Origin of the sequence: Gordonia sp. JH63 (assembly GCF_009856645.1) — a bacterium.
GTDB classification, from domain to species: domain Bacteria; phylum Actinomycetota; class Actinomycetes; order Mycobacteriales; family Mycobacteriaceae; genus Gordonia; species Gordonia hongkongensis.
This window is the reverse complement of sequence record NZ_CP047235.1, coordinates 2,092,715-2,116,121: the sequence shown is the minus strand read 5'-3', so window position 1 is coordinate 2,116,121 and position 23,407 is coordinate 2,092,715. Positions and strand designations below refer to the sequence as shown.

Sequence of the window (23,407 nt, the reverse complement as noted above, 5' to 3'; positions counted from 1 at the left end):
GTGCCGGTGTGCGGCGGCGAGGCGATGGGAGCGGTCGATGGGTGCGGTACCCAGATGGACGATCGTGTCCGTGGTCCTGGGTGTCATGGTCGGGTCGATGGGCGTCGTCGCCTGCGAGCCGGCGCCGCGCGAGTGTCCGCCGACCATCTCTCCCCTGCACGGCCCGGCCGGGGACTGCCTGCGGTTCGGTGTCAGCACCCCGAGCGGCCCGCTCCGCCCGGCCGAGGTCGCCGCGGTCACCGACCTCGTCGGGGTCCGGCCGACCGTCAACCTGTTCTTCGAGGACTTCACCGCGATCCCCCCGATCGCCGCACTCGACGCCGTGGTCGCCTCGGGTGCCGAACCGGTGGTCACCTGGGAGCCGTGGCGCCACCTCGGCGGTGACGACTACGACTGGGGCGCGTTCACGATGTCGTCGATCGTGGCCGGAGCCCACGACGACTACCTGTACCGCTGGGCCGACGAACTCGTCGCCTGGGGCGGGATCGTCTACCTCCGGTTCGCGCACGAGCCGAACGGCGACTGGTACCCGTGGAGCCCCGCCGGCGGGACCTCCCCCGAGCTGTACATCGCCGCGTGGCGCCATGTCCACGACCTCTTCGCGTCCAAGAACGCGACCAACGTGAAGTGGGTGTGGGCCCCGAATGTCCCCCTTTCCGACGACGCTCCGCTGTCACGCTGGTACCCGGGCGACACCTACGTCGACGTCCTGGGGATCGACGGCTACAACTGGGGCGCGGTGCCCGGCCACCGATGGACTCCGCCGGCGGAGTTGTTCGCCGATTCGTTTGCACAGCTTCGTAACTTGTCCTCCGAGAAACCGATACTCGTCACAGAGGTCGGGTCGACAGAAGCCGGTGGTTCCAAAGCCGACTGGATCGCCGACCTGGTGACCTACCTCGACGACGCCGACGACGTTACCGGCTTTGTCTGGTTCGACCACGACAAAGAAGCGGACTGGAGATTGGGCAGCACGGCAGCAGCGGGCGCCGCGATGGCGCACGCACTCGAGAAAGCGGGACTGAGGTGACCCTGGTGGACGCGCACATCGATGCCGACATCGAAGAGGCACGACTGCATTCGATGCAGCAGTTGAACGTCCTCGACTCGCCCCCGGAGGATCGGTTCGCGCAGATCACCCGGATGGCGAAAGCCGTGTTCGGCGTACCGATGTCGACGGTGTCGCTACTCGACCGAGACCGGCAGTGGTTCAAGGCGGTCGACGGCATCGAGCTGCAGAACCTGCCGCGGGAACAGACGGTCTGCCAGGTGACGGTCGCGCGCGCCTATGACCACCCCGACGATCCGGCGCTGATCATCCCCGACGTCTCGAAGGTCCCGGCCTTCGCCGCGATCCCGCAGATCGCCGCCGACGACGGAATCCGCTTCTACGCGGGATATCCGCTGTACGGCCCCGGCGGACATCCCGTGGGGACCTTCTGTCTCTATGACACCCGGCCGCGGGAACTCACCACCGATCAGGAGGCGGCGTTCCGCGAGCTCGCCGCATGGGCGCAGCGGGAGATCGCGAACAGCGACGACCTGGAACGCGCGGCACTGGTGCAGCGTCAATTGCTGCCGCCGCCCCTCGGAGTCGTCCCCGGATGGTCGATCGCGGCGATGTGCCTGCCCGCCTTCGCCGTCGGCGGGGACTTCTACGATCACTACCCCTGGAGCGACGGCCTGGTGTTCACCGTCGCCGACGTCATGGGGAAGGGACTCGGCGCGGCGATCCTCACGGCGACGGTCCGGTCGGCGATCCGAGCCGCATCCCGCGCACTCGACGCCGCCGGACATGGTGCGGCCGACGCCGACCTCGCGAAGGTGGTCGGGACGGTGGCCGATCAGCTCGCCGACGACTTCGCCGGCACCGAGACGTTCGCGACCGCGTTCCATGCACGCCTGCACACCGACGAGGGGCAGCTCGAGTACGTGGACGCCGGCCATGGCCTGTCGATCGTCCGCCGGGCCGCCGGAGATGTGGAGTCGCTCCCCGGGGGCGGTCTGCCGATCGGCATCCTGCGCGACGACACCTGGGACTCCGCCCGGGCCCACCTCGATCCCGGGGACATGGTCGTCATCACCTCCGACGGGTTGCTCGACCTCCTACCGTCTGGTGACGAGTCGGCGTTGCGGGCACTCTTCGCCGACACCTCGACCCCGTCGGAGGTGTGCTCGATGGTGAGCGAACTGGTCGCCTCACGGCCGCCGATCGACGATGTGACCGTCGTGGCCATTTGTCGAGACGACGCCGGATGAGCGAGAGCGTCGAGGAGGCCACCCTCGCGCGCACGGCTCCGTCGCCATGGCTGCGACTGCTGATCGTCGCCGCCGCGATCCTCGGGATCAACTACATCGTGTGGCGCTGGCTGGCGTCGGTGAACTGGGACGCCTGGTGGATCGCGGTTCCCCTGGTCGTCGCCGAAACGTACAGCCTGATCGACTCATTGCTGTTCGGGCTGACGATGTGGCGACTGCAGCATCGCCCCGACCCGCCTCCCCCGCCCGAGGGCGCCACCGTCGACGTCTTCATCACCACCTACAACGAACCCCTGGATCTGGTGATGAAGACCGCCGTCGCGGCGAAGGCGATCACCTACCCGCACACCACGTGGATCCTCGACGACGGTGATCGACCCGAGCTCGCCGAGGCCGCGGCCCAGGCAGGCATCGGGTACATCACGCGATCGTCGAACTGGCTCGACAAACCACGACACGCCAAGGCCGGCAACCTGAACAACGCCCTGATGCAGACCGACGGCGAGTTCCTCCTCATCCTCGACGCCGATCAGATCCCCGAACCGCAGATCCTCGACCGCACGCTCGGCTACTTCCACGACGACAAGATGGCCCTCGTCCAGACGCCGCAGTATTTCGTGAACGTGCCGCCCGGGGACCCGCTCGGCAGCCAGGCTCCGCTGTTCTACGGGCCGATCCAGCAGGGCAAGGACGGGTGGAACGCCGCGTTCTTCTGCGGATCCAACGCCGTGCTGCGCCGGGAGGCGCTGATGCAGCTCGGCATCACCCAGTACGTCTCCGCCGTCTCCGACGGCATCGATCGCGCCCTGCGCACCGCGCGTTCTGTCCTCAAGTCGACGCGCAAGCAGGTCGGGAAAGACAACCCCACCGCCTCGGCCGCGCTCGACGCCGTCGACGAGGCCGTGAAAGACGCTCGCGCGCAGCTGAAGAAGAAAGAGCCACTGGCCGAGATCACCTATCGCTTCCAGGCGCGCGTCGACGAGGCGGCACGCGGGCTCGTCGACGCCGACGTCGAGGCCATGCGCGCCGACCTCGAGGCCATCGAGGCGCTCACCGAGCTGAGCGAGCAGGAAGCCGGTGCCGGCGCCGTCGACTACGACGCACTCGCGGTCCTCGCCGAGCGCGAGTGGTCGCCGCTCGGCGCCATCGAATCCATCCGCGCCATGGTCGCGGCGGTCGACGTCGGGCGATCCGACGAGGCCCAGCCCATGCTGCCCCTGGCCACCATCTCGGTGACCGAGGACATGGCGACCTGTATGCGGTTGCACGCCCTCGGCTGGAACTCCGCCTACCATCACGAGAATCTTGCCTTCGGCCTGGCGCCGGAGGACCTGAAAACCATGGTGACGCAACGGCTTAGGTGGGCGCAGGGCACGATCCAGGTGATGCTGCGGGAGAACCCGCTGGTACAGAAGGGCCTCACCCTCACCCAGCGACTCATGTACTGGGCGACGATGTGGAGCTACCTCGCCGGTTTCGCGGCCATCGCCTACATCGCGGCACCGGTGGTCTACCTGGTGCTGGGCATCCTGCCGGTCGAGGCCTACAGCTGGGACTTCTTCCTGCGGCTGATCCCGTTCCTGGTGGTCAACCAGATACTGTTCCTGGTGGTGGCACGAGGCACGCCGACGTGGCGCGGCCAGCAGTACAGCCTCGCTCTGTTCCCCGTCTGGATCAAGGCGTGCACCACCGCATTTCGCAACGTCTACATGAACCGTCCACTCGGTTTCGCGGTGACCCCGAAGACCAAGCAGTCGCAGGATGCGTTGCCCTGGCACATCGTTCGGCCACAGCTGATCGCGATGGCGTTGCTCGTGGTGGCCTCGGTCATCGGTGTCGTGCAGCTGTACCGGGGCGCCGTCTCCGTTCTCGGCGTCGGCGTGAACCTGTTCTGGGTAGTGTTCGATCTGGTGATCCTGAGCGTTGTCATCACCGCGGTGCGGTACCGCGGTCCCGATGAGGAAGGGCAGTGATGGCGAATTTCGCAACACGTAGCGTCGACGGCGGCGCCGTGGCGATCCGGCCCGAGGGCCGGCTCAACATGGTTGTCGCCCCGCGACTCCGAGACCAGTTGCACGAGTTGGTCGGGTCCGGTTCGGCCCGGATCGTCGTCGACCTGTCCGGCACCGACTTCATCGATTCCTCGGGCCTGGGCGCACTCGTCTCCGGGTTGAAGGTGGCACGCCAGGCCGGCGGCGACCTCCGGATCGCGGCCCCGACGCCGCAGGTGGTCACCGTCCTGGAGTTGACCAATCTCAATCGCGTTCTGCGCGTCCACCCGTCGGCCGACGACGCCTTCGACGGGGCCTGACGGGACCCGTCCCACTCACCCAGAGATCGAGGACCCGGCGATGACCGAGAACACCGCGACCCGCACCCTCGAGGAGATCACCTCGCTCGAGACCATGGACCACATCCACGCACTCCTCGCCGATCTCCTCGCGGAGTGCCCCATCGACGACATGGACGCGATGCAGTTCGAGCTCGCCGTGGCCGAGATCGGCGCCAACATCATCGAACACGCCGGGGACGGCGCAACCGTCACCCTGCGCCTCGAGCTGGAGGTCGCACCGGACCGGATCGAAGCCCGCTACTCCGACGACGGCAGTCCCGCCCGCGTCGATCTCGACGCCGTGAACCTGCCCGACGACTTCGCCGAGCGTGGCCGCGGCCTGGCCATCGCGATCAACGTCCTCGACGAACTCGCCTATCGTCGTGCCGACGGCAAGAACCACTGGCGACTGGTCCGGAACCGTTCGGACTGAGTCGTAATCGGCTCAACCCCACGATCGTGCGTTCACGCCGCCGACTCGCGGGTCTCGGGCGCGGTTGCGACGACCGGCGCGTCGGCCGCGCGCCCCTGGGCGGGCGTGCCCCGATAAGTGACGACGCAGCGACTCAGGTCGAGTCCGACGGCCACGGCCGTCATCTCGAGATCGGAGCGACGTGAGCCGTCCGCCGACGGGTACTCGTTGGTCTTGATCTGACCGTGCGCGATCACCGGTCGACCCTTGGCGATCGCCAGGCCGACCCCGGTCAGCAGGCGCCGCCAGCAGCTGACCGTCAGGTACAACGTGGGTCCGTCCGACCACTCGCCGGTGTTCTTGTCGATCCGCCGCGAGGTGCACGCCACGCGGAAGGAGATCACGTCCTCCCCGGTGGTCGTCTGCCGCCGACGGGGATCGGACACTACGGTTCCGATGACGGTCGTGTACGTCTCAAACATGGTCGTCTCCTACGGTTGTCGGCCACGGGAAGGTGTGGCCGCACCAGCATCACCCGCAGCGGGGCCGTCAACCGTCGAGGCCGCACGACTGTGGAGAACTCGACGGGTTACCCACAGATCGCGATGCACCTGACGCTCGCCGCCCATACACTTCGCAGGGTGCGCATCCGAAGGCTCCTGGTAGGTCTCATCTCAGCGGCAACAATGCTGGTTGCCCCGCCCCTCGCAGGCGCTGCGCCGGTCGCTTCGCCGACATTGACCGGTCTGACCGAGGCGATCGCGGGCCGGCTCGCACTGGCTGACACCGTCGCCGCGACGAAATGGGCGTCCGGCGCGGCCATCGACGACCCGGCGCGCGAACAGGTGGTCCTCGACACCGTGTCGCAGCTGGCCACCGACCGCGGTCTCGACCCCGCCTACGTACGCGGTGTGTTCCGCAATCAGATCGAGGCTAGCAAGACCGTCCAACGCGGACTGTTTGCGCAGTGGCGGCTGCCTGGGCAGACTGCTCCACCTGCGACGTCCGATCTCGGTCCGGTCCGGACCGCGATCAACGAGTTCACCGTGGCCATCGTCGACCAGCTTGCCGCCGCAGGCGAACTCGTGACGAGCTTCCGGTGTCCCCCAGAGCTGATCACTGCGACCGGCCGCACCGCTGCCGATTTCGGCTTCGATCCCCTGCACACCGGCGCCTTGATCCAGGCCGGGTCGTCGGTATGCACGGTGTCGACGGGGTCCGGCTGAGACCTGTTGCCGCTCAACCGCGCTTGTTGAGTTCCTTCAACATCTCGTTGTAGCTGCCGAGGTCCGCGTCGTGGTCGCGGTCCGCGTTGCGGTCGAAGCGTCGCGCCAGCTTCGTATCGCTGCGCTGCCACTGCACGAACAGCGCGAGCAGGACCACCACCAGGGGGATCTCGCCTGCGGCCCAGGCTATTCCGCCCCCGACACGTTGGTCGTCGAAGAGGCCGTAGTTCCACGGGAGATTGAGCCCGCGGTAGTAGGTCTCGGCGATGACCGCGGTCGTCATCATGAGGGCGATGCCGAAGAACGCGTGGAACGGGATCGAGGCCATCACGAGGCCCAGCTTTGCCACGGGTGACACCTGACGCGGGGCCGGGTCGATGCCGATCACCAGCCAGTAGAAGATGTAGCCGCTGATCAGGAAGTGCAGATTCATCAACAGGTGCGCCGCGTGGTACTGAACCACGGACTCGTACAGACCGCCGAGATAGAGAACGTAGAAGCTGCCGACGAACATGACCGCGGCGATCAGCGGATGCGTCAGGATCCGGGACGGCGCCGAGTGCACGCCCAGCTGAATCCACTCGCGCGGGCCCGGCGGATTGCCCCGACCGGCCGGCGGCAGTGCCCGCAGGGCGAGCGTGACCGGGCCACCAAGCACCAGCAGGACCGGCACCATCATCGACAGCAGCATGTGCGCGATCATGTGGATGCTGAACATCGCCGGGGCGTAGCGGCCCAATCCCGATGACGTCGCCAGCAACAGCAGCAGACACCCGAGGAGCCACGCGACGGTGCGACCGACCGGCCAGGCATCACCCCGGCGCCTCAGGCGGATGACTCCCCGGAGATACACGACGGCGAGCACGATCGCCGCGAGCCCGAAGATCAGGTCGAAGCGCCACTCGGTGAGAAGGCGGACGAACGTCGGCGGCCCGTCGAGGTCGTAACCGATCGCGTTCTCGGTCGCCGAGATCTGGGTGGTGTCCACGAGTGGAGGCGGCGTACGGCTCAGGCCGACGGCCAGGCCGAAGGTCGCGGCGAACACGGCGAGTTCGACCAGTCCGAAGCGGACGAACAGCGACGGCTTGTCGTCGGCGTCCAGTTGGGCGATGGTGACACGACGATGCCACGCGCCGAGTCCGCCGAGCACGACCAGGGCCACCACCTTGGCCACGACCAGACGGCCGTAGGTGTCGGTGAACAGGTCGCCGAGCGGCACCCGCACCAGGGCGTTGACGACACCGCTGGCCCCCACGACGAGGATGCACCAGAACGCGACGCGCGAGAACCGGCGCACCGCCAGGGCACGCCATCGTCCGTCGGCGAGGGCGTAGACCACGACCGCGGCGAGACCGCCGAGCCACAGGGTCGCGCCGATGATGTGCAGGATCAGGCTGTTGGTGGCGACGTCGTGGTTGCCACCCGACGAGGAGTGGCCCGCGAGCGCGGACGGCATCAGGCTGAACACGGAGAACGCGATGACCGCGATGGTCGGACCCCAGTGCAGGGTCATCCGGGCGATGATGGCCGCGACCAGTGCGAACACCGCGGTCCAGAACCAGGTGCGCACCTCCGCGACCTGGCCGTAGGCGGTCAGCAGGTTCGCCGGGCGGATCGCCTCCGCCAGCGGCGCCCCACTGACCTCCGACGCCGAGAACGGCATCGACAGCAGAGCGGAGACCGACCACGTCAGCGCGCTCGCCGCCGCGATCCGGATGGCGCGGTAACCCCCGACGTCGAGGACGCCGCTCGCCTGGGGCGGCACGAAGAACGCGGCGAACACGGCCGACCCGAGCGCGATCGCCGCGGCGAACTCGCCGATCGCGGTCAGAGCAGGTGCGCCGTAGGTGGTCAGCGGCCCCGGATCGGGCACACCGGTCAACCGGAGCGCCGACGCCGCGGAGATCGCGGTGACGGCGACGGCGACGATCGCGGCGAGCCAACCCGATGCCCACAGGATCGCGGTGACGACGCCGCGCGGTTCGTTCATCGCGTCGCGATGCTGCTCCGCGGAGGCGGGCGTCGACGTGCGGGTCATCCTCCAACTGTAGGACCGGCCACTGACGTGATCCCAATTCGACGTGGCCCGCCGTGGCGCACGGCATAGCGACGACGGTGTCGTAGACTCTCTCTGCCCGGCCGCTCGTGCGCCACGTCACGCTCGCCGGTCAGCCTCCGTAGCTCAGGTGGATAGAGCAAGGGCCTTCTAATCCCTAGGTCGCAGGTTCGAGTCCTGCCGGGGGCACGTCATGTGCCTGTCGCCGACCGCTCGAAGTGGATCGGGAACCGTTCAGGGCACGCCGTGCGTCATAGTCCTGCCCCACACCTCGGTGGGTCGCGACTCCCTGGAGGATCATGACGCTCCCCCGCTCCTTGTCCGGTTTCCCGCCGCTGTCACCTGGCCGGCGAACCCACAATCACTCAGAGACATCGCTGTTCGGTGTCGATCCCGCCGAGGTCGAGGGCATCGCGCGCACCTGGCGGGCCGCCGCGATCGCGATCCACGCCGCGGATGTCGAGGCCGTCGGCGCGGCGCTCGGACCCTCGAGTCGCGTCGTGCGTGCCCTCGCCGCCACGATCGGACCCGCACGGTCGGCGGTGGACTCCATCGGTGAACGCCTGACGACGATGAGCCTGATGCTGCGGACGTTCGACGCGACGACGGCAGACGCCGACGCGCGGTCGGGCACCCGGTTCCGCTCGCTTCGGAACCGCTGATGCGACCCACCCTCTCGCAGTTGCGCGCGTGGGATCCGCAGTCGATCGCCGCCACCGGGTCCGCTGCCTCGACGCTGGCCGAGTGCATCGACACCGGCATCGGTCGCGCGGTGCGTGCCTTCGACGACGCCTCGACGTGGTCGGGCGCCACGCATGATGCTGCGCACCAGGCCATCTGGGCGGAACACGATCATGCCGGCGAGGTCCGCAACGTGGTGCAGATGATCGCCGACGAGGCCACCGATGCCGCCGCCGACCTCGGCTACGCCCGCGACTTCGCACTTGGTGTCGTCCGGGGAGCAGAGGGGCTGGGCTTCACCGTCTTCGACGACGGCGAGGTGACCCATCCTGAGCGTGACTTCGACGGTCAGGCCGCCCTTCTCGCGGAATCCATCGCCGAGGCTCTCGACACCGTCGACGCCCTCGACGAGCGCTACGGTGCACGACTCGAGACGTTCGCGGCCGACCTCGCGTCGATGACGGCGGGTCAACCCGACGTCACACTGCCCGGGGGCGCCGAGATGGACGCGGATCAGGCCGTCCGCATGCTGGAGACGCTCACGCCGACCCAGGTCCGCGACGTCATCGAACAGATGGGTGCCGACGACGTCCGACGTCTGGTGCAGGCCGACCCGCATGTCATCGGGAACCTACCGGGTGTCCCGTTCGCGATCCGCGCCCAGGCCAACGAAATCAACATCCGCAACGCACTTCTCGACGAGATGTCGGCCGGCCGCGGGCACGGCCGAAGAGCTCGGACCCTGCGCGGACTCCTCGAGCCCCGCCCCGACCCGATCGCCGACGAGACACCCCGCGGCGACGACGGACTCGTCGAGCGGACCTTCATCACCTTCGTCAACACTCCGCGCGGACGAATCGTCGAGATGATCGGGTCGCTGCGGCCCGGTGCTCCTAACACGGCGATTTACGTGCCCGGGACCGGCACGAACCTCGACACCGTGGTCGGCCACAACCGCACGGCCGCAGCCGAACTCGCGGCACGCACCGGCGGACCGGTGTTCCTCTACCTCGACGGCGACCTCCCGCCCGACCTCCGCGCGGCGGCGAGTCCGAGCTTCGCCGTAGCCATGGCGCACCGCCTGGAGTTGTTCGGTTCCGAACTCGACGCCGAGATCGTGCACCTCGCTCCCGGTGCGACCACCACCTACATCGGTCACAGCTACGGCGGGTCGGTCGTGGGATCGGCCGAACAACTCGGCCTGTCCCCCGACCGCGTCATCTACGCGTCGTCGGCGGGCACCGGCATCTACGACACGCCGCATCCCGACGGCGTGGATCGATACTCGCTGACCTTCCCGGGCGACCCGATCCACTACGTCCAGTCCTTTCCCGGGAACCCGCACGGCCACGACCCCGACACCGCGCCCGGCGTGATCAGGCTCGACACCGGCACAGTCGAGCTCGACGAGCGCACAGTCGACGGGGGTCTGGTCACCCACGGTGCTTATTGGAACGACACGGAATCCACGGCCTTCCAGAACATGGTGAAGGTCATCGTCGGCGCCGAACCCGACCTCTACGTCCCTCGCAAGCCCGACGTCGCCGAACTCCCGCCACCGGTCGGCGCACCCGCTCCCCTGTGGTGGCTCTATCTCGTCAACGATCGCGCCGACGGGGACATCGACCTGCCGGGGCCGATTCCCGACATCCCGCTACGGCTGCCGTGGTGAGCCGCGACTCGAACACACGCCAGGCTTCCGAGTAGTCGTCTGTTCCATCCCGGTCCCCTCGCGACCGTCCACCTGCGAACCTCAACTCGACTCCTGGACCTCGATCGAAGTCCATCAGTCGAGTTGAGGTTCGTCGGTCGGACACCTATGCGTCGCCGTGGTGAGTGCCCGTCCGGCCGACGTCCACCGTCCCCCGCCACCCGCCGATGAGGCGCATGGAGTGATAGATGACCAGTGCCGCGACCGAGCCCAGCGAGATGCCGGCGAACACGAGGTCGCCGACCTGCCAGGTGTAGTCGGCAATGCCGATGATGAGTGGGATCGCCGCGGTGAACTGGTTTATCGGCTTGGAGAAGTCGACCTTGTTGGTCACCCAGATCTGGACGCCGATGACACCGACCAGACCGTAGAGCGCGGTCGTGACACCGCCGAGCACGCCAGGGGGGATCGCGGCGATCACGGCGCCGACCTTGGGCGACAGTCCGAGCAGGATCGCCGCGCCGCCGGCCACCCAGTAGGCCGCCGTCGAGTACACCTTGGTCGCCGACATCACACCGATGTTCTCGGCGTAGGTCGTCGTGGCCGACCCACCGCCGCTGCCGGCCAGCATCGTGGCCACGCCGTCCGCGGCCAGCGCCCGACCCATGGTCGCGTCGTAGTCCTTGCCGGTCATCATCGCGACCGACTTCACGTGGCCGATGTTCTCGACGACGAGCACCAGCACCACGGGCAGGAACAACGGCAGGACACCCAGGTCGAACGTGGGCGTCTGGAAGTCGGGCAGTCCGATCCAGGCAGCGTCGCCGATGGCGGAGGTGTCGATGTAGTCGTTGTCGCTGTCGATCCGGTCGAGGATCAGCGCGAGGACATATCCGGCCACGACGCTCAGGAAGATCGCCAGGCGACCGAGCAGCCCGCGGAACAGCACCGCGGAGGCCACCAGCAGCACCAGCACGATCGTCGCCAGGACGGGATCGGCGACGAAGTTGTTCTTGGCCGCCGGCGCCAGATTGAGCCCGATCAAGGCGACGATCGCGCCGGTCACGACAGGTGGCATCAGGGTCTCGATCCATCGCACACCCGCGAAATGACTGATGAGCCCGATGACGACGAGCAGTGCGCCGACCGCCACGAGTCCCCCGAGCGCCGACGACGCCCCGTCGGAGGCGACGGCGGCTGTCACCGGCGCGATGATGGCGAAACTCGAACCCAGGTAACTGGGCAGGCGGTTGCGGGTGATCAGCAGGAACAGAATCGTGCCGACGCCGGAGAAGAACAGCGTCGTCGACGGCGGGAATCCGGTCAGCACCGGGACGAGGAAGGTCGCGCCGAACATGGCGACCACATGCTGCAGACCGATGCTGACCGTCCGCGGCCAGGTCAGCCGTTCCTCCGGTGCCACGACCGCGTTGTCGGTCAGCTTCCAGGACAGCAGATTCCGAGACCTCGTCTCCGGTTCACCCATGCCGAACAGTGTGCGGCACGGATGCTGACGACGCCTCACTTCGGGTCTTCCTCGGTCGGCGTCGCCGCCGCCGATATGCAACTCGACTCATATATACCTTGTTGCATAGTGCGTTGTTGCAGTGTTAGCTTGCTCTCATGGCGCTCGAACACGCGATTCTGGTGTCGCTGGCCGAGCGACCGGGAACGGGCTATGAGATCGGTCAGCAATTCGACCGCAGCATCGGCTACTTCTGGTCGGCCACGCATCAGCAGATCTACCGGACGCTGAAGAAGCTCCTCGACGACGAACTGGTCAGCGTCGAGTCGATCAGTCAGGACGGTCGTCCGGACAAGAAGGTCTACACGATCTCCGATGCCGGGCGCGACGCCCTGGCCGACTGGGCGATGAGTCCGACCCCACTGCAACCGCTCCGCAGCGACATCGGCGTGAAGCTGCGGGCCGCGGAGTTCGGCGACCTCGCCGCCATCGTCGGCGAACTCAAGGCCCACCGCGACGAGCACCTCGCGCAACTGAAGCTCTACACCGGCTTCCAGGCCGACTACTACCCCGATCCCGACACGCTCACCGGCCGCAAGCTGCACCAGTACCTCGTCCTCCGCGGCGGCATCCGCCAGGAGCAGGGATACATCGAATGGTGCGACGAGGTCATCCACGGACTCGAACGGGAATTGACCGAGAGCTGAGTTAGCCAGTCCCGCAACACCTTCGAAACCGCCAAATCCGTCCACCCAGGTTCACCGAGATGAAAGGTCGCGCCATGTCAGCCCCGACGGCACAACCGAACCAGCACTATCCGCACCTGTTCACGCCCCTGCAGATCGGCGGCATGACCATCGAGAACCGACTGGTCATGGGTTCGATGCACACCGGTCTCGAGGACCGGTTCTGGGACACCGACAAGCTGGCCGCGTACTTCGCCGAACGCGCCAAAGGCGGTGCGGGACTGATTATCACCGGCGGCTTCGGCACCAGCCGGACGGGTTTGCTCGCCTTCGCCGGCGGCAAGATGACCAACGTCGTCGACATGACCCGCCACAAGCGCGTGACCAAGGCCGTGCACGACGAAGGCGGCAAGATCGCGATGCAGCTGATCCACGCCGGCCGCTACGGATACACGCCGTTCAAGGTCGCTCCCGGCACCGATCCGTCGCCGATACACCCCTTCAAGCATCTGAAGATGACCGAGCCGATCATCCGCCACGTCATCAGGTCGTTCGGGCAGTCCGCCAAGCTGGCACGCAAGGCCGGCTACGACGCCATCGAGATCATGGGCGGCGAGGGCTACCTCATCAACCAGTTCCTCTGCCCTCACACCAACGACCGCACCGACAAATGGGGCGGCAACACCGAGAACCGCCAGCGTTTCCTGGTCGAGGTCATCAAGGAGATCCGCCGTCAGGTCCCCCGCGACTACCCGGTGATCCTGCGTCAGTCGATCGCCGACCTGATCCGCAAGGGACAGACCTGGGACGAGGTCGCGCTGATGGCTCGCAAGGCCGAGCAGTACGGCGTCGACGCCATCAACACCGACATCGGCTGGCACGAGGCCCAGGTTCCCACCATCGTCACCTCGGTGCCGCGCGGGGCATTTGTGAAGTTCACCGAACGGCTCCGCGACGAGGTCTCGATCCCGCTGATCGCGGCCAACCGCATCAACACCCCGGAACTCGGCGAGGAGATCCTCGCGAACGGACGCGTCGACGCCATCCAGATGGCCCGGCCGTTCCTTGCCGATCCCCACCTGGCGAACAAGGCCCGCGAGGGTCGTTCCGACGAGATCAACACCTGCATCGGCTGCAACCAGGCCTGCCTTGACCACGCCTTCGTGGGCAAACACGTGTCGTGCCTGGTGAACCCCATCGCGGGACGCGAGACCACGCTCATCCTGGGTCCGACACGAAAGGCCAAGCGCCTCGCCGTGATCGGCGCGGGCCCGGCCGGCCTGTCGTCCGCCGTCGCCGGCGCCAAGCGCGGCCACAAGGTCACCCTGTTCGAGGGCGGCGACTCCATCGGCGGCCAGTTCTCCATCGCCGCACGCATTCCCGGCAAGGAGGAGTTCAGCGAGACGATCCGCTACTTCACCCGTCAGATCGAGGTGCTCGGTATCGAGGTCCGGCTGAACACCCGCGCCGACGCCGAGCAGATCATCGCCGAGAAGTTCGACGACGTGATCGTCGCGACCGGCGTCGTGCCGCGCATCCCGAGCTTCCCCGGCGTCGATCACCCGATGGCGATGTCGTACGCCGACGCCGTGCTCGGACATCGGGAGATCGGCAAGCGCGTGGCCGTGATCGGTGCCGGCGGCATCGGTTTCGACGTCAGCGAGTTCCTCACCACCGACGAGTCGCCGACGATGAATCTCAAAGAGTGGGAACAGGAATGGGGCGTGACGGAGGATCCGGAGAAGCCCGGCTTCGTCACCAAGCCGCGGCCGCTTCCGCCGGTGCGTCAGGTCTACCTGGTCCAGCGCAAGGTCGGTAAGCAGGGCAAGTCCCTCGGCAAGACCACCGGCTGGGTCCATCGCGCGACGATGAAGATGAAGGGCGTCGAGCAGATCAGCGGCGCCACCTACGACAAGATCGACGACCAGGGGCTGCATCTGAGCTTCCGCGACGACGAGGGCAACGTCACCGACACCCGCGTGCTCGAGGTCGACAACGTGGTGATCTGCGCGGGCCAGGAGTCGGTACGCGATCTGGTCGATCCGTTGACGCTGGCCGGGGTCACGACGCATGTGATCGGCGGGGCCGATTACGCCGGCGAGCTCGACGCCAAGCGCGCGATCCGGCAGGGCACCGAGGTCGCCGCCGGCATCGACTGACGCTCGGTCTCGGCGCGAGAGGCGGCGGCTACCATTGCGACATGCCGGTACCGCCGCCCTCCGCCACCGCCCGTGCCGTCGTCACCGGGGCCTCGTCCGGGATCGGACGGGAACTCGCACGCGCGCTGGCCGCCCGGGGTCATTCGGTCATCCTCGTCGCCCGTCGGGGCGACCTTCTCGAGGAACTAGCCGGCGAACTCCGCACGGCACACGAGGTCTCGGTCGAGGTCCGCGCGGTCGACCTGTCGGACCCGACGAAGGTGGAAGTGCTCGCCGCCGAGTTCGCGGGCCGCGAGATCTCGATCCTCTGCAACAACGCGGGCATCGCGACCTTCGGGCCGGTCGCCGACCTCGACGCCGACTACGAACGCGCGCAGGTTCGGCTCAACGTCAACGCGGTCCACGACCTCACCCTGGCGGTGCTCCCGCACATGGTCAGGCGCGGCTCGGGCGGCATCCTGATGGTCGGGTCGGCCGCCGGAAACATGCCGATTCCCAACAACGCGACGTACGCGGCATCGAAAGCCTTCGTGAACAGCTTCAGCGAGTCCCTGCGCGGCGAGGTGTGCGGGCAGGGCGTGCACGTCACCCTGCTCGCGCCCGGCCCGGTGCGTACGCACACTCCCACCCCGGACGAGGCGTCCATCGTCGACAAGGTCGTCCCGGACTTCCTGTGGCACTCCTCGGCCAAGGTCGCCGAGATGAGCTTGGATGCCTTGGCGCACAACAAGATGCGCGTCGTGCCAGGCACCCTGTCCAAGGCGATGTCGGTGGCCGGCGGGTACACACCGCGCGGGGTGGTGGCCCCGATCGTCGGTGGGTTCTACCGCAAGTTCAGCGCGGAGTAGGAGTCGTCCGGGCGCCGTTCAGCGCCGCCGGCGACGCCCCGTGCCGAAGATCGCGCGACTGAATTCACGTCCGGCCGCGCTCGCCGCCGATCGCAGGAAACTCTGCATCGGCTTGCTCGTGAGCACCTCGGTCAGGAGCCCTGGCTCCTCCGGCATCGGCTCCGGGGCCGGCGTCGGCGGCACGGGTGCCGGTGCGTCGGCGGGCTCCCCCGGTGCGAGGGTGTTGGCGGCCAGGATCTCGTACGCCGACTCGCGGTCGATGGGCGTGCCGTACTTCGCGTACAACGGCCCGGCTTTCGCCGCCGAGGTGACAGCGTCGGCGCCGATCGCCTCCATCGCCGACCGGGGCGCTCGGACCACCGTCCACGCCACCGGGGTCGGCGCACCGCGCTCGGACAGCACGGTCACGACCGCCTCGCCCGTACCGAGAGAGGTCAGCACCTGCTCGAGGTCGTAGACCTCCGACACGGGGTAGGTCTTGACCGTCGTACGCAGCGCCTTCTGGTCGTCGGGGGTGAAGGCGCGCAGCGCGTGCTGGATCCGGGCACCCAGCTGGGACAACACTTCTTTCGGGATGTCCGTCGGCAGCTGGGAGCAGAAGAACACGCCGACGCCCTTCGACCGGATCAGTTTCACCGTCTGCACGACCTGGTCCACGAAGGCTTTCGACGCGTCGTCGAACAGCAGATGCGATTCGTCGAAGATGAAGACCAGCTTCGGTTTGTCGAGGTCGCCCACCTCCGGCAGGAACTCGAACAGATCGGCCAGAATCCACATGAGGAAGGTCGAGAAGAGCGCGGGGCGGGCCGCCTGGGTACCGAGCTCGAACAACGTGATGATGCCGCGTCCGTCGGGCGCCGTCCGGATGAGGTCGGCGGGATCGATCTCGGGTTCGCCGAAGAACGTGTCACCGCCGTCGGCCTCGAGATTCGACAGCGCCCGCAGGATCACGCCGGCGGTCTGCCGCGACACCCCGCCGATCCCCTTCAGTTCGGCCTTGCCCTCGTCGCTGGTGAGGAAGGCGATGACCGACCGCAGATCCTTCAGATCGAGAAGCGGCAAGGCCTTCTTGTCCGCCCAGTGGAAGATGAGGCCCAGCGTCGACTCCTGGGTGGCGTTGAGCCCCAACACCTTACTGAGCAGGATCGGCCCGAACGAGGTGATGGTCGCACGGATCGGTACCCCGATTCCCTCCGCACCCAGCGAGACGAACTCGACCGGGTGCGCTGCCGGTTGCCAGTCGTCGCCGGTCTGGTGGGAGCGTTCGGCGATCTTGTCGTTGCCCACGCCCGCTCGGCTGAGTCCGGACAGGTCGCCCTTGATGTCGGCCATGACGACAGGAACGCCGTTGCTCGACAGTTGCTCGGCGATGAGCTGCAGCGTCTTGGTCTTTCCCGTCCCGGTCGCGCCGGCAACGAGACCGTGCCGGTTCATCATCGACAGCGGGATTCGGACCTTCGCCGCGGGATCCACCTGCCCCGCCACCGAGACGGCGCCCAGTTCGAGTGCGGCGGTGCTGAACGCGTATCCGGCGGCGATGTGCTGCGCCGGACTGGAGGCTTCGGTCACGAGCACACGATAGACCTCGGGGGCCGATGTCCCGCGGATTCGCGCGCGAGGTTGGCTAAGGTTGTCGGGTGCAGGACAAACTGGTGTGGATCGACTGCGAGATGACCGGACTCCGACTCGAGTCGGACAAACTCATCGAGATCGCGGCCCTGGTGACCGACGGCGACCTCAACATCCTCGGCGACGGTGTCGATGTCGTGATCCACGCCGACGACGAGTCGCTGGCGTCGATGCCCGACGTGGTGACCAAGATGCATGCGGCCTCGGGTCTCACCGAGGAGGTGCGGGCGTCCACCGTCACCCTCGCCGAAGCCGAGAAGCTGGTGCTCGACTACATCCGCAAGCATGTGACCACCGCCGGCGCGGTCCCCCTCGCGGGCAACTCGATCGGTACCGACCGTGGATTCATCACGCGGGACATGCCCGAACTCGACGCCTACCTGCACTACCGCATGGTCGACGTCAGCTCGATCAAGGAATTGTGCCGGCGCTGGTACCCCAAGGTCTATTTCGGCCAGCCCGAGAAGGGGCTCGCGCACCGGGCCCTCGCGGACATCCGCGAGTCGATCCGGGAACTCCGCTACTACCGCGCCGCGGCGTTCGTGCCCGCCCCCGGCCCGGACACCGATGCCCTCGCCGAGATCGTCAAGGACCTCGGCCCCGCCTGAACACGCAGGTCGGGTAACCGATTGGAGTTCTGCGGCACCGACCCGCTAGAGTGTTGATGGCTCTGAGACCCGGCGCTGACGCCCAGGTTTCCGACGCCGATGGTGGATGTAGTTCAGTTGGTAGAGCACCAGGTTGTGATCCTGGCTGTCGCGGGTTCGAGTCCCGTCATCCACCCCGACGAAGCCCCGGTCTGCGATCCGCAGGCGGGGCTTTTTCGTGGCCGTGATGCAACACGCTGTGCATCAGAGCGATCCGGATGACACCACACGTGGGCCTGGTTCTAAGATTCCCGGCACCCGGTGGACCAGCGTCTGGGTGATGGCCGCCGTAGCTGCCGCACGGTATCCCCAACATCGACGTTCGACGCACGCACCCGCTGGGTTGCGCGCGTGGGAGAAGGTCTCAGCCGCTTATGAGGTCGCCGTACCCGCGACGCTCGAAACTTCGGACGAGGCGCTTCGACGGTTCATGGTTCGCGAGCCAGTCACTCAGAGCGTGGCGGCGTTCGCGCTCGTCGGCGCGTCCCAGGCCGAGGTCGGCGAGGAGCGCGTCCAGTGAGGCGGGAGGCTGCGGGGTTCGTCCGACAGGGGTGAACGCGGAATCGTCCCAGAGTCGTTCCTTGGACATCACGCTCACCTCACTTCCACGGTCACTTCGGTCAGTCCTTCTTCAGTGGCCTGTACACCCACAATGTACAGCGCGGACGCTCCAAGCAGGAGTTCTCGCTGATTCGCAAGCTCCGGGTGGCCCACCGGTGGCACCCACAGGGCTCGTGTTCCTCGTGTGGCTAGCACTCGCAGGAGCACCGGGGCGCTGCCGGGGTCCGTGAACCCCACGTGATCGGCTTCGTCGTCGTCGAACTCCCCAAGTTGTTCGCGCATCCGCATCTGTACGCGCTGGTAGAAGCGGTCCGTACCCTGCCAGCGTCTGACCGCTTCTAGCTCATCGCCGGTCAGATCGAACTCGAAGTCGTCGTTGAGCACCTGTTCGAGTTGGGCGGCGTCTTCGTGGGTGGGGCCGCCGAGCGGGGCGCCTCCGGAATGAGTAGAGGACGGCTCGCCCGGGGGCGGAAGGGTGGGCGGTGCGTCGTCGGCTGCGGTGTCGATCTGTGGATCGTAGTCCGCGCCGTCGCCCGGTGTGGGTTCCTCGACCGAGTTGTTCGTCAATCTCATTCGGCGTTTGTCTGCTCCCACAGGACCATGTCGTTGACGTCGTTCGCGCGCTACGTCTCATGTCCCGAATCTCTTTTCGCAGCGCTGTCGATATCCGGAATCGCCGTACGTCACCATGGTGTCGGACCGATCCGGTTCGGCATCATGGCCACATCAGTCGGCCGAGACTGGAGGAACGATGAAGTACGCATTGCTGCTCATGGGACATGTCAACGATCCGGCCTGTGGTGAGGACGGTGGCGCCAGCCCCGAAGAGTTCTTCGCCTTCGACGAGGAGATCACCAAAGCCGGTGTCGTCGTCAACTCCTTCGCGCTGGAGGACGAGCGCGCGGTGGTGCACACCGACGACAGCGGCGAGCGGGTGGTCGCGTCGTCCGGGCCGTTCGCGGAAGTCCGGGAGTTCGTCGGCGGGGTCTATGTCATCGACGTCGCCGATGTCGACGAGGCGATCGAGTGGGCCCGCCGCAGCCCCGGTTCGGCACCCGGCGGCCATGTCGAGATTCGGCCGCTCGCACCGTACTGAGCGATGACGAACAATTCACACCGTTCGGCGGCCACGGATTCCGCAGGGTCCGTGGCCCGCCGGGCGGTGTCGGCCGTCGATCGCGACGTCCGTTCTCGTGTACTCGCCACGCTCACGAAGAAGTTCGGCGATCTCGACCTCGCGGAGGACGCGTTGCAGGACGCGATCGCGCAGGCCCTGATCACCTGGTCGCGTACCGGAGTCCCGGATTCACCGGAGGCATGGCTGACGACGACGGCCAAACGCAAGGCGCTCGACGTGGTGCGGCGTGAGTCCGTCCTCGCCGGGAAACTGGCCCGCCTGCACACCGAGACCGAACGTGCCTCCACGCCTGCGGAGTTCGCAGACCCGGCTGAGGAGCCGCCACCGGGGTTGCCGGACGAACGCCTCGGCATGTTCTTCGCCTGCACCCATCCCGTGCTACGCGCCGAGGACCGGATCGCGCTCACCCTTCGGTTCGTCGCCGGGCTGACCACCGCGGAGGTCGCGCATGCGCTGCTGATCCCGGTACCGACGACCCAGCAGCGAATCGTGCGCGCCAAGAAGCGGATCGGCGCGCTGGGTGTTCCGTTCGCGCCGCCGCGCGAGGGCGATCTCCCGCGTCGGCTCGGCGGGGTCCTGCGGGTCATCTACCTGCTGTTCTCCGAGGGGTTCGCGCGCTCCACCGGGGACGCGCACATCCGCGACGACCTCACCGACGAGGCCGTCGCCCTCGCGCGGACCTTGCGCGCACTGCTCCCCAACGCCGAGACGACCGGACTGCTCGCCCTTCTGTTGCTCACCCAGTCCCGCCGGCCGGCTCGGCTCGACTCCGACGGCCGACCGGTTCCGCTGGATGACCAGGACCGCCGGCTCTGGGACCAGGCGCTCGTCGGCGAGGGCATCGCGCTTGCCGAACACGCTGCGGCACAAGCAGGCGCCGGCCTGTACACGATTCAGGCGGCGATCGCGGCCGTGCACGCCGAGGCAGCCACCGCGGACGAGACCGACTGGACCCAGATCGCCGTCCTGTACCGACTACTCGAAGTGCACGATCCCGGACCCGTCGTGCGCGTCGGTCGCGCAGTCGCCGTCGGACGCGCGTACGGCCCGGCGCGCGGTATCGCGATGCTCGATCAGTTGCAGTCGGACACACAGCTCGACCGGTTCCGGCCCTTTCACATCGCCCGCGCCCTCACGCTGAGCGAACTGGGCGACGACCGCGGCGCGGCGATCGCGTACCGCCGCGCGCTCGAACTACCCGGCAACGGCGCCGAGGACGACTATCTCGCCGACGCCCTGTCCGGGCTGGATGTCTGACCGGCAGACTTCGGCCTCGACACCACCGGGGACCTTCGTCCCCGAAAGTCCTCGAAGCCGGGCGCATGGGCATGCCTCGCAGTAACGTTCACCACATGCCTTCCTACTGGGTCATGCCTGCCGTTGCCCTGATCTCGTGCATCATCATCGGGATCGGGTTCATCATCGGGATCCCGGGCGGCGACGACAACGACTGAGTTCGACGCCTGAACTGATCTCGACCACACGGCCGCGCCGTCAGGGTGTGTGCCGCGATGACATCGCACGTCTGCCGGTGTCGTCCGACGCCCGGAAGGACGGCACGTGGACCTCACGCGCAGACAGTTGATGGCCGGTGCCGCCGCGACCGCCGCCGCGGCCGGGCTCGGCTCCGGCCTGTCCGCTGCCCCGGCCGGCGCGTCGCCCTCCGAGTCGACGAGTTACCTCGTCGGCTGCGGCATCGGAGATGTCACCGGCGCGGTCGTCGGCCAGGGCATGATGGGGTATTCGAATCCAGAGCAGGTCGCGGCCGGGCTCCTGCAGCGTTGCTGGGCGCGGGCCTACATCATCGTCGATCCCGCCACCGGGCGGCGCGTCGTCTTCCTGACCGCCGACCTCGCGTGCCTGTTCCAGTCGCACCACATGGGCCTGATGGCCAGACTGCGCAACCGATTCGGCTCCTTGTACACCGAATCGAACGTGAATCTGAACGCACAGCACACGCACGCCTCCTGCGGTGGCACGTCCTGGGACTACGCGTATTCGCTCGCCGCGTTCGGGTTCAAGAAGAACTCCTACGACGCCGAGATCGACGGCATGTTCGCCGCGATCGTTCGCGCGCACGAGAATCTCGCGCCCGGCAGCGTCACGATCGGCCGCGAGGAACTGCACGACGCCAGCCGGAATCGATCCCGGGTCGCCTTCGACGCGAACCCGACGGCCGACAAGCGGCACTTCCCCGATGCGATCGACCCGCAGGTCACGGTGCTACGACTGCGGCAGCACGACACCTCCGGCGGCCGGGATGTCGGTGCCATCACCTGGTTCCCGACACACGGCACGTCTCTCACCGACCGCAACGTCCTCATCGCCGGCGACAACAAGGGCTACGCGAGCCACCTGTGGGACCGCACCCAGCCCGGGTTCGTGGCCGCGTTCCCACAGACCAACTCCGGCGACATGACGCCCAATCTCGCACTCGCGCAGTTCGATCCGCGCGGACCGACATCGGACAACAGACGCAACTGCGAACTCATCGGCGAGCGTCAGTACGTCGCCGGGCGACGGGGTTTCGAGGCGGCCCGGCCGATGACCCGGGGCGGCGTCGACTCCATCGTGCGGTACGTCGACATGTCGGCGGTCCGGATCTCCGGTACCTACACACCCGACGGCCGACCGGCGTCGACCACCCCCGCGATGATGGGTGCCGGCGCAGTGGCCACGAGCAGCGAGGACAACTACGAGAAACCGCTCCCCTTCCTCGTCGAGGGCATGACCAATCCCCTCGTCACCGCGCTCGGCGGAGACCGCGTCCCGCCGATCGCGCCGTGGATGCGAGACATGCAGGCGCCCAAGCTGATCGCGTTCCCGCTCGGTCTGCTGCCGCCCTCGGGCTGGATCCCGTCGGTGGTGCCGCTGCAGCTCATGCGCATCGGCGAACTCGTGCTCGTCGCCGTACCCGCCGAGGTCACCGTCGTCGCGGGCCTGCGGCTGCGTCAGGTGGTCGCCGACGAACTGCGGACCGACGTCGACAACGTCCTCGTGCAGGGGTTCGCGAACGCCTACACCCAGTACGTCACGACGCCCGAGGAATACGACCTGCAGCACTACGAAGGCGGCGAGACCCAATTCGGGCGATACACCCTGTCCGCCTACCTGCAAGAGTTCGCCGCGCTCGCCGCGGCCATGTCGTCCGGACGCCGGATCGGCCGTGGTCCGGCGCCGGTCGACAAGTCCGGACTGCAACCCGACCTGGTGCCCCCGGTCCCCGCCGACCGTCCGATACCGGGCCGACGCTACGGCGACGTCCTGCGTGAACCCGACGCCACGTACCGCCCCGGTTCGATCGTGACCGTGCAGTTCGTCGGCGCGCATCCCAACAACGACTTCCGGCACGGCCGGACCTATCTCGAGGTGCAGCGGCGTACCGGCAGCGAGTGGACGACGGTCGCCGACGACAACGACTGGTCCACGGAGTTCCGGTGGGCGCGCCCGGCCGGCAGCACCGACACGTCGCGGATCACGATCACCTGGCGGTCGCCGACGGACGCGTCCGGGATGTACCGCATCCGCTACTTCGGGGACCGCCGCGATGCGAACGGGTCGACGAGGCCCGTCTCTGGGACGAGTCGCACGTTCCGCGTCGGGTCCCGCTGACGCACGGACGCCACCGACCGCGCTGCGGTTCGGTGGCGTCCTAAG

Annotated in this window: 21 protein-coding genes and 2 tRNA genes; 17 read left to right on the top strand and 6 right to left on the bottom strand. The window is 67.7% G+C overall.

Annotated elements, in window-relative coordinates; translation table 11 throughout:
• Window positions 1-37 precede the first annotated feature (37 nt).
• From GR168_RS09520 to GR168_RS09500, 5 genes are read left to right on the top strand one after another with little or no spacing between them, the layout of a single operon-like run.
• Window positions 38-1,030, top strand: a complete 993-nt coding sequence (locus tag GR168_RS09520) for a glycosyl hydrolase (RefSeq protein WP_159370609.1) — start codon at window positions 38-40, stop codon at window positions 1,028-1,030.
• On the top strand, window positions 1,027-2,259 hold the full coding sequence (locus GR168_RS09515; RefSeq protein WP_159370608.1) for a SpoIIE family protein phosphatase: 1,233 nt from the start codon (window positions 1,027-1,029) through the stop codon (window positions 2,257-2,259). The genes GR168_RS09520 and GR168_RS09515 overlap by 4 nt, the downstream gene beginning before the upstream one ends.
• A complete protein-coding gene (locus tag GR168_RS09510; protein WP_159370607.1) occupies window positions 2,256-4,232 on the top strand; it encodes a glycosyltransferase family 2 protein in 1,977 nt (658 codons plus the stop codon). The genes GR168_RS09515 and GR168_RS09510 overlap by 4 nt, the downstream gene beginning before the upstream one ends.
• The gene (locus GR168_RS09505; RefSeq protein WP_058250027.1) at window positions 4,232-4,570 is read left to right on the top strand and encodes an STAS domain-containing protein; all 339 of its coding nucleotides are present in this window, start codon (window positions 4,232-4,234) and stop codon (window positions 4,568-4,570) included. The genes GR168_RS09510 and GR168_RS09505 overlap by 1 nt, the downstream gene beginning before the upstream one ends.
• A 40-nt stretch (window positions 4,571-4,610) precedes the next feature.
• Window positions 4,611-5,024 (top strand): ATP-binding protein, encoded by a 414-nt coding sequence (locus GR168_RS09500; RefSeq protein ID WP_159370606.1) that lies wholly within the window; start codon window positions 4,611-4,613, stop codon window positions 5,022-5,024.
• A 32-nt stretch (window positions 5,025-5,056) separates the two neighbouring features.
• Here the strand turns inward: GR168_RS09500 and GR168_RS09495 are convergent, their stop codons facing one another.
• Complete coding sequence (locus GR168_RS09495) at window positions 5,057-5,485, bottom strand: single-stranded DNA-binding protein (RefSeq protein ID WP_058250025.1); 429 nt, start codon at window positions 5,483-5,485, stop codon at window positions 5,057-5,059.
• Between the two features lie 159 nt (window positions 5,486-5,644).
• Here GR168_RS09495 and GR168_RS09490 point away from each other — a divergent pair, with 159 nt between their 5' ends.
• Window positions 5,645-6,229: a chorismate mutase gene (locus GR168_RS09490; protein ID WP_137809309.1), complete on the top strand. Its 585-nt coding sequence runs from the start codon at window positions 5,645-5,647 to the stop codon at window positions 6,227-6,229.
• 13 nt (window positions 6,230-6,242) lie between these two features.
• On the opposite strand, the gene GR168_RS09485 is transcribed toward GR168_RS09490, so the two are convergent.
• Window positions 6,243-8,267: a cytochrome c oxidase assembly protein gene (locus GR168_RS09485; RefSeq protein ID WP_137809308.1), complete on the bottom strand. Its 2,025-nt coding sequence runs from the start codon at window positions 8,265-8,267 to the stop codon at window positions 6,243-6,245.
• 133 nt (window positions 8,268-8,400) lie between these two features.
• On the opposite strand from GR168_RS09485, the gene GR168_RS09480 reads away from it, so the two are divergent.
• The 3 genes from GR168_RS09480 (at window position 8,401) to GR168_RS09470 (ending at window position 10,638) form a co-directional block, all read left to right on the top strand.
• Window positions 8,401-8,474, top strand: a tRNA-Arg gene (locus GR168_RS09480).
• A 110-nt stretch (window positions 8,475-8,584) separates the two neighbouring features.
• Window positions 8,585-8,947 carry a hypothetical protein gene (locus GR168_RS09475; protein ID WP_159370605.1) on the top strand — a complete coding sequence of 121 codons (363 nt, stop codon included), beginning with the start codon at window positions 8,585-8,587 and terminating at the stop codon, window positions 8,945-8,947.
• A complete protein-coding gene (locus GR168_RS09470; protein WP_159370604.1) occupies window positions 8,947-10,638 on the top strand; it encodes a hypothetical protein in 1,692 nt (563 codons plus the stop codon). Before GR168_RS09475 ends, GR168_RS09470 begins: the two co-directional genes overlap by 1 nt.
• Window positions 10,639-10,783: 145 nt before the next feature.
• Here GR168_RS09470 and GR168_RS09465 read toward each other — a convergent pair whose 3' ends face one another.
• Window positions 10,784-12,103 (bottom strand): solute carrier family 23 protein, encoded by a 1,320-nt coding sequence (locus tag GR168_RS09465; protein ID WP_137809305.1) that lies wholly within the window; start codon window positions 12,101-12,103, stop codon window positions 10,784-10,786.
• Between the two features lie 137 nt (window positions 12,104-12,240).
• Between GR168_RS09465 and GR168_RS09460 the strand changes: the two genes are divergently transcribed.
• The 3 genes from GR168_RS09460 (at window position 12,241) to cmrA (ending at window position 15,775) form a co-directional block, all read left to right on the top strand.
• Complete coding sequence (locus tag GR168_RS09460) at window positions 12,241-12,789, top strand: PadR family transcriptional regulator (RefSeq protein WP_159370603.1); 549 nt, start codon at window positions 12,241-12,243, stop codon at window positions 12,787-12,789.
• A 74-nt stretch (window positions 12,790-12,863) separates the two neighbouring features.
• Window positions 12,864-14,927 (top strand): NADPH-dependent 2,4-dienoyl-CoA reductase, encoded by a 2,064-nt coding sequence (locus GR168_RS09455; RefSeq protein ID WP_065629094.1) that lies wholly within the window; start codon window positions 12,864-12,866, stop codon window positions 14,925-14,927.
• A 41-nt stretch (window positions 14,928-14,968) separates the two neighbouring features.
• Window positions 14,969-15,775 carry a mycolate reductase gene (cmrA, locus tag GR168_RS09450; protein WP_065629032.1) on the top strand — a complete coding sequence of 269 codons (807 nt, stop codon included), beginning with the start codon at window positions 14,969-14,971 and terminating at the stop codon, window positions 15,773-15,775.
• A gap of 18 nt (window positions 15,776-15,793) precedes the next feature.
• On the opposite strand, the gene GR168_RS09445 is transcribed toward cmrA, so the two are convergent.
• Window positions 15,794-17,344: a helicase HerA-like domain-containing protein gene (locus GR168_RS09445; RefSeq protein ID WP_159370602.1), complete on the bottom strand. Its 1,551-nt coding sequence runs from the start codon at window positions 17,342-17,344 to the stop codon at window positions 15,794-15,796.
• Between the two features lie 68 nt (window positions 17,345-17,412).
• Here GR168_RS09445 and orn point away from each other — a divergent pair, with 68 nt between their 5' ends.
• Window positions 17,413-18,012, top strand: a complete 600-nt coding sequence (gene orn, locus GR168_RS09440; RefSeq protein WP_065629033.1) for an oligoribonuclease — start codon at window positions 17,413-17,415, stop codon at window positions 18,010-18,012.
• 102 nt (window positions 18,013-18,114) lie between these two features.
• A tRNA-His gene (locus tag GR168_RS09435) sits at window positions 18,115-18,187 on the top strand.
• Window positions 18,188-18,415: 228 nt separating this feature from the next.
• Here the strand turns inward: GR168_RS09435 and GR168_RS09430 are convergent.
• Window positions 18,416-18,640: a hypothetical protein gene (locus GR168_RS09430; RefSeq protein WP_159370601.1), complete on the bottom strand. Its 225-nt coding sequence runs from the start codon at window positions 18,638-18,640 to the stop codon at window positions 18,416-18,418.
• Window positions 18,641-18,645: 5 nt separating this feature from the next.
• On the bottom strand, window positions 18,646-19,185 hold the full coding sequence (locus GR168_RS09425; RefSeq protein WP_159370600.1) for a hypothetical protein: 540 nt from the start codon (window positions 19,183-19,185) through the stop codon (window positions 18,646-18,648).
• 178 nt (window positions 19,186-19,363) lie between these two features.
• On the opposite strand from GR168_RS09425, the gene GR168_RS09420 reads away from it, so the two are divergent.
• The 3 genes from GR168_RS09420 to GR168_RS09410 all read left to right on the top strand — a co-directional run bounded on the left by GR168_RS09420 (window position 19,364) and on the right by GR168_RS09410 (window position 23,362).
• Window positions 19,364-19,708: a YciI family protein gene (locus GR168_RS09420; protein ID WP_137809297.1), complete on the top strand. Its 345-nt coding sequence runs from the start codon at window positions 19,364-19,366 to the stop codon at window positions 19,706-19,708.
• Window positions 19,709-19,711: 3 nt separating this feature from the next.
• Window positions 19,712-21,007 (top strand): DUF6596 domain-containing protein, encoded by a 1,296-nt coding sequence (locus GR168_RS09415; RefSeq protein WP_159370599.1) that lies wholly within the window; start codon window positions 19,712-19,714, stop codon window positions 21,005-21,007.
• A 303-nt stretch (window positions 21,008-21,310) separates the two neighbouring features.
• Window positions 21,311-23,362 (top strand): neutral/alkaline ceramidase, encoded by a 2,052-nt coding sequence (locus GR168_RS09410; RefSeq protein ID WP_159370598.1) that lies wholly within the window; start codon window positions 21,311-21,313, stop codon window positions 23,360-23,362.
• Window positions 23,363-23,407: the final 45 nt, after the last annotated feature.